Source organism: Desulforhopalus sp., assembly GCA_030247675.1.
Taxonomy (GTDB): domain Bacteria; phylum Desulfobacterota; class Desulfobulbia; order Desulfobulbales; family Desulfocapsaceae; genus Desulforhopalus_A.
Window position 1 is genome coordinate 134,160 of the sequence record JAOTRX010000004.1, and the last position, 13,561, is coordinate 147,720.

Annotated in this window: 13 protein-coding genes; 6 read left to right on the forward strand and 7 right to left on the reverse strand. The window is 51.2% G+C overall.

Annotated features, from left to right (window positions below; translation table 11 throughout):
- Positions 1-20 precede the first annotated feature (20 nt).
- A complete protein-coding gene (locus tag OEL83_10170) occupies positions 21-1,148 on the forward strand; it encodes a 6-phosphofructokinase (protein MDK9707403.1) in 1,128 nt (375 codons plus the stop codon).
- On the forward strand, positions 1,126-1,872 hold the full coding sequence (locus OEL83_10175; GenBank protein ID MDK9707404.1) for a DUF4124 domain-containing protein: 747 nt from the start codon (positions 1,126-1,128) through the stop codon (positions 1,870-1,872). Before OEL83_10170 ends, OEL83_10175 begins: the two co-directional genes overlap by 23 nt.
- Before the next feature lie 369 nt (positions 1,873-2,241).
- On the opposite strand, the gene OEL83_10180 is transcribed toward OEL83_10175, so the two are convergent.
- Entirely contained in the window at positions 2,242-3,072 is an 831-nt protein-coding gene (locus tag OEL83_10180; GenBank protein ID MDK9707405.1) for a uridine kinase, read from the reverse strand.
- A 129-nt stretch (positions 3,073-3,201) separates the two neighbouring features.
- The gene (locus tag OEL83_10185; GenBank protein ID MDK9707406.1) at positions 3,202-3,399 is read right to left on the reverse strand and encodes a hypothetical protein; all 198 of its coding nucleotides are present in this window, start codon (positions 3,397-3,399) and stop codon (positions 3,202-3,204) included.
- 187 nt (positions 3,400-3,586) lie between these two features.
- Between OEL83_10185 and OEL83_10190 the strand changes: the two genes are divergently transcribed.
- Positions 3,587-3,856, forward strand: coding sequence for a hypothetical protein (locus OEL83_10190; GenBank protein ID MDK9707407.1), 270 nt, complete (start codon positions 3,587-3,589; stop codon positions 3,854-3,856).
- Between the two features lie 94 nt (positions 3,857-3,950).
- Here the strand turns inward: OEL83_10190 and OEL83_10195 are convergent, their stop codons facing one another.
- The 4 genes from OEL83_10195 to OEL83_10210 are packed head-to-tail and all read right to left on the reverse strand — an operon-like array spanning position 3,951 to position 7,219.
- Positions 3,951-4,568 (reverse strand): hypothetical protein, encoded by a 618-nt coding sequence (locus OEL83_10195; GenBank protein ID MDK9707408.1) that lies wholly within the window; start codon positions 4,566-4,568, stop codon positions 3,951-3,953.
- 54 nt (positions 4,569-4,622) lie between these two features.
- On the reverse strand, positions 4,623-5,435 hold the full coding sequence (locus tag OEL83_10200) for a phosphate/phosphite/phosphonate ABC transporter substrate-binding protein (protein MDK9707409.1): 813 nt from the start codon (positions 5,433-5,435) through the stop codon (positions 4,623-4,625).
- A 42-nt stretch (positions 5,436-5,477) separates the two neighbouring features.
- Complete coding sequence (locus OEL83_10205) at positions 5,478-6,371, reverse strand: phosphate/phosphite/phosphonate ABC transporter substrate-binding protein (GenBank protein MDK9707410.1); 894 nt, start codon at positions 6,369-6,371, stop codon at positions 5,478-5,480.
- Entirely contained in the window at positions 6,368-7,219 is an 852-nt protein-coding gene (locus tag OEL83_10210) for a HAMP domain-containing protein (GenBank protein MDK9707411.1), read from the reverse strand. The genes OEL83_10205 and OEL83_10210 overlap by 4 nt, the downstream gene beginning before the upstream one ends.
- A gap of 1,094 nt (positions 7,220-8,313) precedes the next feature.
- Here OEL83_10210 and OEL83_10215 point away from each other — a divergent pair.
- The 3 genes from OEL83_10215 to aroD all read left to right on the forward strand — a co-directional run bounded on the left by OEL83_10215 (position 8,314) and on the right by aroD (position 11,807).
- The gene (locus OEL83_10215) at positions 8,314-9,210 is read left to right on the forward strand and encodes a YitT family protein (protein ID MDK9707412.1); all 897 of its coding nucleotides are present in this window, start codon (positions 8,314-8,316) and stop codon (positions 9,208-9,210) included.
- A gap of 213 nt (positions 9,211-9,423) precedes the next feature.
- On the forward strand, positions 9,424-11,013 hold the full coding sequence (gene aroB / locus OEL83_10220; protein MDK9707413.1) for a 3-dehydroquinate synthase: 1,590 nt from the start codon (positions 9,424-9,426) through the stop codon (positions 11,011-11,013).
- Positions 11,014-11,030: 17 nt separating this feature from the next.
- On the forward strand, positions 11,031-11,807 hold the full coding sequence (gene aroD / locus OEL83_10225; protein ID MDK9707414.1) for a type I 3-dehydroquinate dehydratase: 777 nt from the start codon (positions 11,031-11,033) through the stop codon (positions 11,805-11,807).
- 98 nt (positions 11,808-11,905) lie between these two features.
- Here aroD and OEL83_10230 read toward each other — a convergent pair whose 3' ends face one another.
- Positions 11,906-13,558, reverse strand: a complete 1,653-nt coding sequence (locus OEL83_10230) for a cache domain-containing protein (protein ID MDK9707415.1) — start codon at positions 13,556-13,558, stop codon at positions 11,906-11,908.
- Positions 13,559-13,561 lie beyond the last annotated feature (3 nt).

Here is a 13,561-nt window from a genome sequence, read left to right on the forward strand (position 1 = left end):
TTGTTTCGAAAAGGGACACAATGAGTAAACATATCGGGATATTGACGGCAGGTGGTGACAGTCCGGGATTGAACGCGGCGATTCGCGCCATCGGTAAGTCGGCGCTGACCGCCGGGATGGACGTAATTGGCTTTCGCGATGGCTTTCGCGGGCTTATGGAAAACAGAACGATGCGTCTTGAGCTGGAAACCCTTTCCTCTATTCTTACCAGGGGCGGGACCATCCTCGGCACCAGCCGCGACAAGCCGCATAAGATGCCGGTCGGCAGCGAGATCATGGATATGACCCAGGTAATCTGCGACAACTACCGGCACCATAACCTCGATGCGCTGATCTGTATCGGCGGCGGCGGTACCCAGAAAAACGCCTACCGTCTGGCGCAGAAGGGTCTGAATATCCTGACCCTGCCCAAGACCATCGATAATGATGTGGCGATGACCGATATCACCTTCGGTTTTGACACCGCCATGGAGATCGCCACCGAGGCCATCGACCGGCTGCACTCCACCGCCCATAGCCACCACCGGATTATTGTCGTCGAGATCATGGGCCATAATGCCGGCTGGCTGGCCCTTGGCGCCGGCATTGCCGGAGGTGCCGATGTCATCCTCATCCCGGAGATTCCCTACGATCTGGAGGCGGTGACCGCAGCCATTCGCAAGAGAAAGCAGCGGGGCACCAACTTCAGTATTGTCGCCGTAGCCGAAGGGGCGCTATCTCAGGCTGATTACCAGCGCTACACCGGTCTGAAGACTGCCAAGTCCGAGGCCAAGGAAAAGGCCGACGCCAAGGCACTGAAGAAGATCGAGGAGGATCTCCTTGAGTTCACCACCCACCGCAGCAATCATACCCTCAGGCTGTCCCAGGAGTTGGAAAAAATGACCGGCTTGGAGTCGCGGGTGACCATCCTCGGCCACTATCAGCGGGGCGGCACACCGTCGGCCGCCGACCGGATGCTCGCCACCCGCCTGGGCAGTGCCTGCGTCGAGTGCATCGAGCGGGGTATCGGCGGGGTGATGATCGCCGCTGACCGCAACGGCACCAAGGCGGTGCCGCTGTCCGAGGTCGTCGGTAAAAAGAACCTGGTGCCCAAAGACCATCCAATGGTGCAGGCCGCTAGGAGGGTTGGCACCTGCATGGGCGATTGACGGGTACCGAAAAGAATGGGAGAGAGCCTGCGGGGGATACGACAAGACGATTAATTGTTCTTTGACTCCAATAGCTACAAGAAGGGCGCCCGGATGGACTGAGAAGAGAGGATTCTTTTATTTTACTCTGACCCCAAAAAATATGAAGACTTACATCCAAATACTCCTGCTTTTTTTTGTTCTGTCAGCACAGGCCTCGGCAGAAATGTATACCTGGGTAGATGAAAACGGTAAAACTCAGTTTAGCAATACCATTCCGCCGCCTGGTACCAAGGCCGAAACGATAAAAGATGATACCAATATAACTGCCAGCAGCAAACCGAGAGAAACAAGACCGAAGGAGAAAGACATTAGGCAAAGGTATGATCAATCCATCGCAACTATAGAGCGCAACCACCAAAAGGCTCTTGATAGAATTGAAAACGATCGAATTGAAGGTGAAAGACAAGAGTTGGCGGGGGAAAGAAGGTCCCTCGATTCCAAGAAAAAACGATGGCTTGAGCGATGTGAAAAAGAGACTGACGGATACGTTAATGAATCAGATTGCAGAGACCATGTAAATGAAAGGTTTGACGTAGTGTTTGGTATGATTTCCAGAACACCGAAATATTATCTCGACCATCGCCATTCCATAGATGGTGAGACAGACAAGTTGTTAAAGGCATTCCTGAAGAAAAAACAATCAAAGAACAGGCATTCGCATTTAATGCATAGTTCAAGATAATTCACCGGGTTGCATTAATTAAATGAGGTCAGAGAAGAAAATAAATTTTCCAGAAATTGCTAAAAATAGTGCAATTCAAGCCATATCTAATTTTCTTCAAGCAGAAAAAAATAGGCCTCAGTCAATCGACCGTATCTCAGCCAGTCTTTTCAAGTTTCTGAAGGTTTAGGACCAAGGTTGCTCCCGTTGGCGCAAATCAACGCACGGGCACATTTAAGGTTCAGTTTGTGGGCCATGTCTGCAATTTTGACAACTCTGGCCAGTGCCGCAACATGGGGGTGCCGCATAAGGGTAAGGTCCAGTCGCCTGGACGAAAATGCGGCGCCGATCCTACGGCAACCGGCATGGGCCGCCGGTTGCCGTAGGAGTTTACTGTTTGTAGATAAAGGTACCGACGTGTTCGCCGTTCAGGGCGCGGGTGATGTTACCTTCGACCATGCCGTTAATGACCTGCACTTTCTCGATAACCTCGCTGTTTTGCATGATTTCCAGGCAGGGCCGCTCAATGACCAGATCGTCCTGTTCGAGATCAAGGAGGTCCTGGGCGCCGATCTCCGGGATAAATTTGGCGTCGGGGTTCTTCTTCGGGTCGTCAGTGTACAGCCCGTCTTCATCCTTCACGAAGATGATGTTCCGCGAACCGATCAAGTCGGCAAGGATGACCAGACCGACATCGGTGCGGTGGATGGGAATTCTCCCCACCTTTGGCTTGATGGCGAAGTAGTCATAGGGCGGCATGCCGTGCATGACCGGGATTATATTCTCGGCGAAATAGGTCGGCAGTTTGACGATGTCCGAGTGAGAGATCTTGATGCCGCCCCATGGGGACAACAGGGTGGCGATCATCAGGGCGTTCTGCTCGGAGACCATGCTGCCGAACTTGGCGATAACACCGGTGGGCATGCCCATTTCCAGGCCGATGGTATAGATGTGCCGGCTGCGTGTGCCGCCGCCAGTGGTGAGCAGCAGCTTGTGGTCATGGCGGTTTCTGACGATTTCCTTTAGTATGGCGGGAAGCGCCTTGACACCGCGGTCGCAGATCGACTGGCCGCCGATCTTCATGATGGCGATATCCGGATAAAGCCGCTCCTGCGGCGCGATGGCCAGCTGCTCGATAAATTCCTTGCTGACCAGACTTTCGCCCATCAGGGCGCTCTTCACATGCAGCCTCTTGCCATCCTTTTCACGCACCAGTGCCATGGTTTTGTTTCCTCGCTAAGTTGTTGAAAATAGGTAACAGCTCGTTTCTGCCCGGGCGCAGCTATCCGCAGACAGCGCGCAGCAGGGGCATGCCTCGCCCCGGCGCGCCGCTTGATGATTATTGCTGTCTTATTGATGCTTGTCGCCCCGTTTCAAGGCCACAAGATCGGCGCCGACCGCCTTGGCTATCTGTTCCAGCTCGGTCTTGCGCAGATGCTGGCCATAGACTTTCAGGTCAACTCCGCAGACTGCGACGATACGGTACTGCGGGGTTTTGGCGCCTTCCTTGGCTTTTTGTCGTGATCGGTAAAATATTTGTCCTTTCATAGTTTTCCTCCTTGATGGATGTGGTTTTATCTGCACGTCATCCGGCTAGTATATGACCGTACGGGTCAGATGGCAAGTTGTGCAAATAATTGGAGGCAGAGTAAAAAAATATTACGCTGCATTCATAGGAGGGATAATTTTACTGCGACCTCAAAAAACGCATTTAATGACGTAAAAATGAATATTTATGCGGATTGTGAAAGATGTCGGGCATATGTTTCGTTTGAGCAGACAAGCTCTCAACTCAGCTTTAACACAAAGCATGTTGGTGGCCCCTGCCACGTTTGATGTACAGCGCCACCCCGAGCGCAATCGCGAACGTGTTGAACGGATTAAAAGAGTCGTGAGCGGAGAGTACATCCCCTGCGGTCTGTTTGATATCTTTTACGGCAAGCTCGACAGGGACACTCAAAAGAATATCCCTCCTCTCTCCTGCTTCGAGTCCTACTACCGCTGAATCTGTTATCGAGGTGTAGCTTCAAAAAGGCCTGTGGATTTCCGGAAGGCAAGTCCTCTGGCAGATCGGAAAAGAGCAATAATGGAAAAAGGCTTTATTTCTGTCGCGAATGGGCCAGCAGGAGATGAAATTGTCGAACTTGTTCTTCCACGCCGATTTCCTTGGCGATTATATCGAGCAATTCCTGATGGTTGTCGCGGTTTTTCCAGATATTCACGGCTTGTTGAAAAATGAACATGCCTACCGGTCCCATGACTTGGTTTAATACGGCACGGATCTCATCTGTTGAACCGGCGGTGGGAAGTGGTATCGACTTTTCATGAGGAGGCGCAGTCGTTGCATTGAGACCGGTCCTGCTGATGAGCATCCTGACGATGGTATCGAGATCGTTCTTGGCGCAACTCTGGTCGATGCCGAACGCGGCAATGCCGCTTTGCACTGTCTCGCTCTTTTGATCCACCAGGGCGATAATATTTTTCTTGTCGGTGATCTTGGTGGCGAGGTGCTGCAGGAATCGATACCCATCGGCAACGCCTGGAATTTTGAGTGCTGTGATAATTTTCTGAAATGTTGAAAGCTCCAGGACGGCGATGGCTTCTTTGCGACTTGCAACAACATGCAATTTCACGGTTGCGGCATGAGGGGCAAGCTTGGCTGCTAGCTGAGAGGCGAATGCTTCTTCAGGCGTGACGACGAGAACATTCATTACCATGGGCAACTCCTGCAGGGAAAGCAATATTGGAAGGTGCAGTTGAGGGTTCTCATATCATTCGATGACTTTGCGGAGAATATTGTAGTCGGAGTCGACAACCGGTTTGAAGCCGGTAAGCTCCAATGCCTTGAGGACCTCGTCGTCCTTCTTTAATTTCTGAAGAGCCTGGCGGATGTTGTTTTTCAGTTGCAATGGCATGGTTTTGTTTACCGATATTGCCCAGTTGGGAATCCAGGCGGTTTCGACAACTTTTTTCAGGGAATTTGGCCGGATAAAATCATCGGCGACGTGGTAGGCGCCTTCCTGGATGAATCCGGCATCAACATCCCCCACGCTCACGGAAATTATAACATTTTCCTGACGATTATCCGCGGCTTCGACAAGTGACAGGTCATTCTTGACATCCATACCGAGTTCTTGCAGTGAGAGTTTCTGCGAGAGATACCCGCCGGCTGAGGTCTTGCCGACGATCATTACGGTTTTTCCACGTAAATCTGCAAGGTTGGTAATATTGGAGTCTGCTCTGGCAATGACCAGACCGCGAAATCGATCTCCTCCCTGGCCTTGTATGGCGGTAGCCAGGACCTCATGCTTCTCGGAGATGTTCACATAGACCAGCGGGTTTTCATAACCGATGTCAATGGTTCCCTTGAAGATCTGGTTTTCGTAGCTGCTAAAACTGTCGGTGAGAAGCAGCTTTACCGGTTGTTGCAGCTCCTGGCTAAGATAGTTGACCAATGGGCTTGTTATGGCCGTCAATTTTTCCGGAAAATATCTTGGCAGCATCGAGAAGACTAAGGGTTCGGCTGACGCAAACGTTGCCAGAAGTGTGCAGCAAAAGCACGAGACAATCAGTGTCTTTTTCATGATTATTCCTGAAATATTTCGAGTTATTGGAGGCTTTGTCGTTTAGTTTTTGGCAAGTCCCGCTGCCATACGGACTACGTCGTATTCGCTATCTTGGGTAAGTGCAAAGGCGTCAACCTTCATGGCCTTGAGAGCAGGTGCATCACGTCCCAGACGCTCGATGGCAGCGATGATTTTTTTCTTGTCGGCCTCGGGCATTTTTTTGCTGAGTGAAAGAGCCCAGTTTGGAAGCCATTCGGTTCGCTCCAGAACCCTGATCGACTCCACCGGGACAAATTCCTTCACCTGCGGGAGAGCCGCCTCCTGGATGAAACCCGCATCAACGTCTCCGTTGTAAACGGAAAAAATCACGTTTTCCTGTTTGTTCTCGGTAGCTTCTTCGACAACACAATCTTCCTGTAACCGAATGCCCTGTTTTGCCAAAGAATAGCTTTGCGATAAAAAACCGCCGGTACTTGATTGACTGACAATTGCAATCTTTTTGCCTTTCAAATCCTTGATCGAACGAATAGGGCTGTCTTTGCGCGTTATGATAATTCCGCGAAATCTGAAACCCTGGCCGCCTGTAGAGGCCATGGCCACCGCATCGTGGTAGGCGGCATGCATGACATAAACATATGGGTTTTCATAACCAATGTGGATGGCCCCGGCAGAGAGTTGCTGGCTGTATTGTGAAAAATCGGCAGTAAGAATCGGGGTGATTGTCAAGCCGGTTTCCTTGCTGAGATACTCGGCGAGCGGGGTTATACGTCGATGAATTTCCTCGGCTCCGAAAAGCGGTAACATGGACAGCCGATATTCTGCCGCGATAGAGGCAGCGGGGAATAACAGCTGTAAAATGAGTGCCGTCACCATGGCAAGAAGATGATAATTGTTCGGTGAAGTTCGTTGGGAAAGAGGCTCCGGGAGCCCAGCCGACAAAGGATGAATGTTCATTTGCCCAATCTCCCGATCATATACCTGATCGATTGTTGCATTCTTTTAAAGGCATTTGCCAGTTCGCGTATCTCTCTTGGTCCGCTGGGAACGATGTTGAGGTCCATTTCACCGAGACTTATCCGGTTGACCACCGATGTCACTTCTTCTAGCGGTTTGGTTATGGCTCGATTGAGGAAGAAAAACATGATGATGCCCAGGCAAAGGACAAGAAGGGAAAGGGAAATGGTGAGTGGCGATATCAGGGCATGGCGGATGGCCTCTTCAACTTCCGATACATAAACACCGACATGTACTTCTCCGCCGGTTTCAGATACCGCCTGGACCTTGTCATATATCTTTTGTCCGCCGATACTCAGGGTGGCACTCGCTTCTTCTTTTCCTTGACGAAGTCGATTTGCAGTAAAGATATCAACGGGGAAACCAGATTCCTTTACTTTGCCGGCAAAGTGGCTATCAAAACGACTGAGTTCACTGAAGAAACCGCCAACAACGACTCCTTTGCCGTTAATGACCGCGGCATACGCAACTCCGGGTAGCTTACTGGTCGCTTTAGCTTCTTGATTGACCTGGAGATAATCTCGCAATAGCAATGGCTTCTTAATGGCGCTGCGAAAGGCCGTGGTAATTGCTTGATTGCGCAAATCGATCTGGTTGTTGATGATGTCCGGAATGTACCGCAGGGTGAGGAACGAAAAGGTTCCGCATACTGTGAAAAAACCTAGAGTCATCGCCAGAAGCAGATACCCTCCAACGGGAATACCCTGTTGCATAAATGCAGTGATACTTGGAACCTTTGCTGGTTGTTTTCGGATGTTTTTTTTCTGTTCAGGTTCTGATTGCAGCATAGCTTCCTCGTAGCAGATTTGGATTCATCAAATATGTGTATTGAAAGGGAACATTCCCGGCGGAAATATTTCTATGGTCATTTGTTCGGGTGTCGCCTGTAATTTTCAGATGACTATATCGCAATATTTATGCCATGTTCCTGGCAACGATTTTATTCAAGATGAGATCGTCAATACGATATTGAGAAAATTTCTTATCTTGTTTTCGTGGTGAAGTGATAATTGATAATGGAGTTATGTAACAATATGGTATTACAAAAAAATATTGATATTTTAAGATGTATTTAAAGGGGATCCTGCCAGCAACTTGGTGATATCTTGAATATATATTCAATAGACCTTCTGGAAATATATTTGGGCTGAAAAAGATATCTTCTACTGCAAAATAGATATGGATTATTTTCACTAACGAAAATAAGAAACATTTTCACATGGCGTCATTTATTCGAATTCATCCAAAAACTTAAATGGAGAGAAATTGTTGTATTATTGAGGTAACATGAAATCTAATAAATAAATTCCTAACATAATTATTGGCATTTGCATTCCGCGGCAGTACGGCAATGTTGTGAATATGGGAAAGGCAACCGAGGAGGAACAAGAATCCGACCTTTGCCGGCGGTTTAGGCCTTTATGAAGTGGAGATATCGGCAGGGGGAAAAGGCTTGCTGCATCAAGATGGATGCGTTGCGCCAAGGGTAGGAAATGAAAGAATCCTGTATTTACCCGTAAATATTCGATCGCAAAGAAATTGCGGCACTGCAACACAAATGAAGCAGGAAGAACATTATAGGAGTGCCGGCAGCAATAGCCGGAAAAATGATTCTGGCAAGGTTGATGCCGGTGTTCGATGTCCATCCGAATCAGCTAACGAACTGCAAAAGACAGCTCAGGAAGATGCTTTTGCAAGATGGGGTTGATGAGCACAAAGCGATAATCAGCCGTTAAATGTATTCTGCCCGCATGAATCAATTTTAATCGTGATCAAAAATCGGAAATTGCTTAAAATTACTAAGAATGTTAATTGAATCGTTGAGACATGCCGGTTCTCGCCATCGGCTCAGTCACACCTAACTCCAAGGAACCAAGCTCCTATGACAAGCCCGCAACTTGCAGGCGTGGAAGGCAAACCGCGCCGAACCGAGGCCCTGAAAAGGCTCCTCCTCAATTTGTTTCTATTGACCATCGGCAGCGGCATCTTTGCCGTGGGTGTCAATGCCATCCTCGTTCCTCAAAAATTTATCAGCGGGGGCGTTATCGGTATTGCCCTCGTTCTCCATTACCTTGTTCCCGGGCTGTCCATCGGGCTGATGTATTTCCTGTTGAATATTCCCCTGATTTTACTCGGCTGGTTCAGCGTCAGCCGTAGTTTCGTGCTCTACAGTTGCTTTGGTATGGCAGTTTTCTCGCTGGCGACTGCCCTGATCGTGCCGCCGCCCATCCCCGTTGACAACCAGATCCTCGCGGCGATCCTTGCCGGGATCATCTGCGGTACGGGGGGCGGAATTATCCTGAGATCGCGGGGTTCGGTGGGCGGGATCGATATTCTGGCGGTCTTTCTCAACCGCAAATGGAGCTTTCGTATCGGCGCCACCACCTTCCTCGCCAACGCCCTGGTGCTGACCGGTGGCGGTTTTTGTTTCGGTGTCGAGCAGGCTTTATATTCTCTGGTCTCGGTGTACACCAGCAGCAAGGTCCTCGATTATGTGCTGACCGGTTTCAATCAGCGCAAATCGATTTTCATCATTTCCGACCACTCGCAGGAGATTGCCGATCAGATTCTCGGACGTCTGCACCGGGGGGTGACTTTCTTACAGGGAACGGGCGGCTATTCCGGCAGTGAGAAGAAGGTGGTTTTCTGTATCATTACCATGATCGAACTGTCGCGGATGAAGGAACTGGTTTTCGATATCGACCCCAATGCCTTTGTGGTGGTCAACGATACCCTGGAGGTACTCGGGAAAAGGCATGGCCAGATCAATGCAAAATGATCGGTATCGATCATTGCCCCCTTGGCTCGTCGGGATGCCAACGACTTGCAAATCCATCGTCCGCCTGACTCTATCCGCCCTGAAGCCGCGATTGACAGGATTCTGTGTCGAAACAGGCGGCTCTATGCTACTATGCTTCTCTCGGGCGACAGGACGCAAAACCGGGGCTGTGATGCGCTCTCGGCTTATTTCTGGAGATATTGCGGATTGATAATGCAGAAAATAGATCACAAAAATATAATCTTGACTGGTTTCATGGGCACCGGCAAGACGACTGTGGGGAAGATGCTGGCTGCCAGGCTGGGCCGGGAATTTGTCGACACCGACAGTTTGATAGAGGCGCGCCAGGGCCGGACCATTCCGGAAATATTTAGAGAAGCCGGAGAAGTGGCCTTTCGGCAAATGGAAGCGGAGCTGGCGAGGGAGTTGGGGGCAAGAGACGGTTTGATCGTTTCCACCGGCGGGCGTTTCATGCTCGACCCGGCCAATGTCAAGGCCCTGGCCCATACCGGCCGGGTGTTCTGCCTGGTCGCCACTCCGCAGGAGATATTGGCGAGGGTAAAAAAGGACAGCGCTCATCGCAGGCCCTTGCTGGAGGTCTCTGATCCGAGCCAACAGATAGTTGAGCTGCTTGAAGTGCGAAAGAGGGGGTATCAACGTTTTTTAAAAATCAAGACCACTGGCAAATCCCCTGAGGCAGTCACCGATGAGCTGCTGGATCTTCTGCAAAGGGCGCCTGAGCAGTTTGCGGTAGAGAATCCTGTCCAGCCTTATGCATGTGTCGTCGGCAATGGCATATTACCGTTTATCCGGCAATTGACCGGTGCCGACGGTATGGTCGTGGTTATCACCGACGCAAATGTCGGAAGACTGTATGGTCAAAGCTGCGGGAAAATCGACCGTATAATTACCATTCCCGAAGGGCGGCAGCATAAAACCATGGCCACTGTTCAGGCCATATACGAGCAGCTCATCGATTTTGGCTTCGACAGATCCGGAACAATTGTGGCGCTTGGCGGAAGTGTTGTCGGGGACATTGCCGGTTTCGTGGCCGGCACCTATATGCGAGGGGTGGATTTTGTCCAATGCCCCACAAGCCTGCTGGCGATGGCCGACACCAGCATAGGTGACAAAACCGGCCTGGACTTGCCCCAGGGGAGGAACCTGATCGGAATTTTCAAGCAGCCGGCCATGGTTATCGCCGATGTCGCCACCCTGCGAAGTCTCCCGGCACGGGAGTTTTCCTCGGCAATGGCCGAGATAGTCAAACACGGCTTGCTCGCCGATTGTGGTCTTTTTGAAAAACTGGAAGGTGCTAACTGGCAGCAGGGATCAGATTTTCTTCAGGCCTTGCCGGCGTTACAGGCCCTTATCGCCCAAGCGATTCGGGTGAAAATTGCCATCGTCGAGGCAGACCCGTTTGCGCACGGCAAGCAATCGGTACTCAATCTCGGTCATAGCTTTGCCCATGCCATCGAACAGGTGAGCCGTCAGGACATCCGCCATGGTGAAGCCGTTGCCATGGGACTGATCGCAGCCATCAACCTGTCGGTGCGGCTGGGATATTGTCAGCTGCCATTGCAGGAACGCGTCGAGGCCGTTTTTCGCAAGATAGGTTTGCCGACCCGTATACCCGGAGATCTTTCTCCCGAGAGGATTTTCCAGGCCATGGGCAGCGACAAGAAGCGGCTTGCCGGATCTCTGCCCATTGTGCTTTTACGTGCTCTTGGGCAGCCGCTGGTCGCACGGAATATCGCCGATCAGGAGATTCTGGCAAGTCTCCAAGAGTTGGTCAACCATTGACCTAAGATGTGAATAGTATGAGACAACAGAGTAAAAAACAGCTGCATGTGCGGGGCGTCGTTATTGGCGGGTCCCATCCCCTCATCTGTTTGCCCCTCCTAGCTGGAACCAAAGAAGAGTTGCTTGACCAGGCGGCAGCCCTGGTGGAACTGGCCCCTGATCTGGTGGAGTGGCGGATTGATGGTTTTGCCGAGGTTGAAGATCTCGCGAAAAGTCTGTCAGTTCTTGGTGAATTGCGCCGCATCCTCGGGGAGATACCGCTCCTTTTTACCTGCCGGATAGACCAGGAAGGCGGGATGGGCAAAATTCCCCGGGAAAAGAGATTGGCATTGCTGCTTGCAGCCATAGAATCCGGCAATATCGATCTCATCGACATAGAATTGTGCAATGGCCGGGAATTTATCGACGCCGTCAAGACGCCTGCCCGGGCCCGCCACGTCGCCCTGATCCTCTCCTATCACAACTTCAAGGAAACGCCGGCTGAAACCTTTATCTACGACAAGCTTCTTGCCGCCTATGAAGCGGGGGCGGACATCCCCAAGGTTGCGGTCATGCCTAAGGATTATGCGGATGTTCTGGTGCTGTTGCAGGCGACCAACCGGGCGAGAAACAGCGTCATCGATACGCCGCTGATCACCATATCCATGGGGGAGCAGGGAGCGGTAAGCCGATTGGCGGGTGGCCTGTTTGGCTCGGACATCACCTTTGCCGTCGGCACGGCTTCATCCGCGCCGGGACAGATCCCGATAGCCGAGATGCGAGCGGTGATGGCCGTGCTGTTTGCCGCACGCTAAGGATTCCTCTCGCCGATACCAGGGTCCGCTGTCGGCGGGCGAGCTAATACGGAGGAACGGCAAAAGACCAGGCCGAATCAACGCCATTGATCGGCGATTTATTTGTCGATTGCCTTCAGTTGTTCTGCCGCGCATTCAGGACACATGCCATGGCTGAACCGAGCCTCTGAGTGATCGCTAATGTATTGTTCCAGCTGTTGCCAGCTGTCTTGCTCCGTGCGAATTTTTTTGCAATACATGCAGATGGGGACAATTCCTTCGAGTTTTTTCACGAGACTGAGAGCCTCTTCTCGCTCGCGCTCTATCTGTTTGCGCTGAGTTATGTCCCGGGCTATCCCCAACAATGAGGTGATTTCCCCCTGCTCATTGCGAAACGGCACCGCATGGGTCTCAAGCCAGACACGCCGGCCCTTCAGGCCAACAGCTGCAAATTCTAGTTTTCCCGGGATTCCCTGATAGATCTGTTTGGTAAGCGCGATAAAGGCGTCCCGGTATTGCTCGGTGACTAGTGGAAAGACGCATTGCCCCTGCACCTGTTCAAAGCTGTCGGCATCGAGCATTTTCAATCCCGCCGTATTCATCATCAATATATTGCCATTACTATCGAGCATTTTGATGCACTCCGGCTCAGAGTCAATGATCGTTTGTAAAAATCGTTTACTGCTAGCTAAGGCAGTAATAAGACGGTTGAAGCCGCCGATGAGTTTTCCAACTTCGTCCTCTTGATGTACCGGCAGGGGAGCTACCGGAAGGTTGGCGTCGGAGATGGCGCTCAAGGTTTTCAGGGTGGCAAACACCGGCGACAGCTGTCGTTTCAAGAGCCACCATATCAGCCCCCCTGCCAGGAGGGTCATGACAAGAGAAGAAATCAGCATTCTGTTCTGCATGTCACGAATCGGCGCATAGGCCTCCGCGGTAGGAATCCTTCCGACCAGGACCCAACCCGCGCCAGGGATCTGTCTCGAAGATGATAAAACCTCCACTCCCCGTGAGTCGACAATACTGCCGGAGCCCTCAAAGCCATTAATGTATCGGTCCATTAAGGGATTGACACCGGGCGCGGGGATGGGTTGCATGACACGGCTTCTGTCGGTTGCGGCAACAACAACCTTATGCTGTGGGGCTATAAGGACATACCCCCCGGTCTTGCCGTAGCGATTATCGGTAATATGACTTAAAAAGGAGGGTTTGCTGAGATCGACGATCCCGGCCACCGTTCCGACGATGGTCCCCCTGCCATCACGAATAGGCGTTGCAATGGAAAAAACAGGAAATCCCGAAATCCTTCCTATGACCGGTTCACTGATACTGGTTATCCCCTTGTTAAGGGCCAGGGCTATGCTGCTGCGGTTAATAAAATTTACGCCAACCCGGTTGGCGGAGAGTGGCACGGAGGCAATGGTGGTGCCCTCACTGTTAGTGACGAGGTACCCGCTATTGAATAATTTCTCCAGCAGCAACCGCTCCTCTAGAAATGCTTGTAACATTTTTGGGTCGTTGAAGATGGCGGGGGTGATTCTTCCGGCAACGGTTTCCAGCGATCGCACCCGGCTGTTGAGTTCGCTGTTGATAAGCTCAGCGAATACTGAAACGGTGGCGAATTGCTGGTCATGTATCATCGTTTTGATATCTGCGCGAAGCATTCTGCCGGCATAGGATGACAGCAGCCCGATACTGACAATAAAAATAATCAATGTGGAAACAGTCACTTTTATCTTTAGCGACCATCTTTGGAAAAAGTCTGTGTTCATACA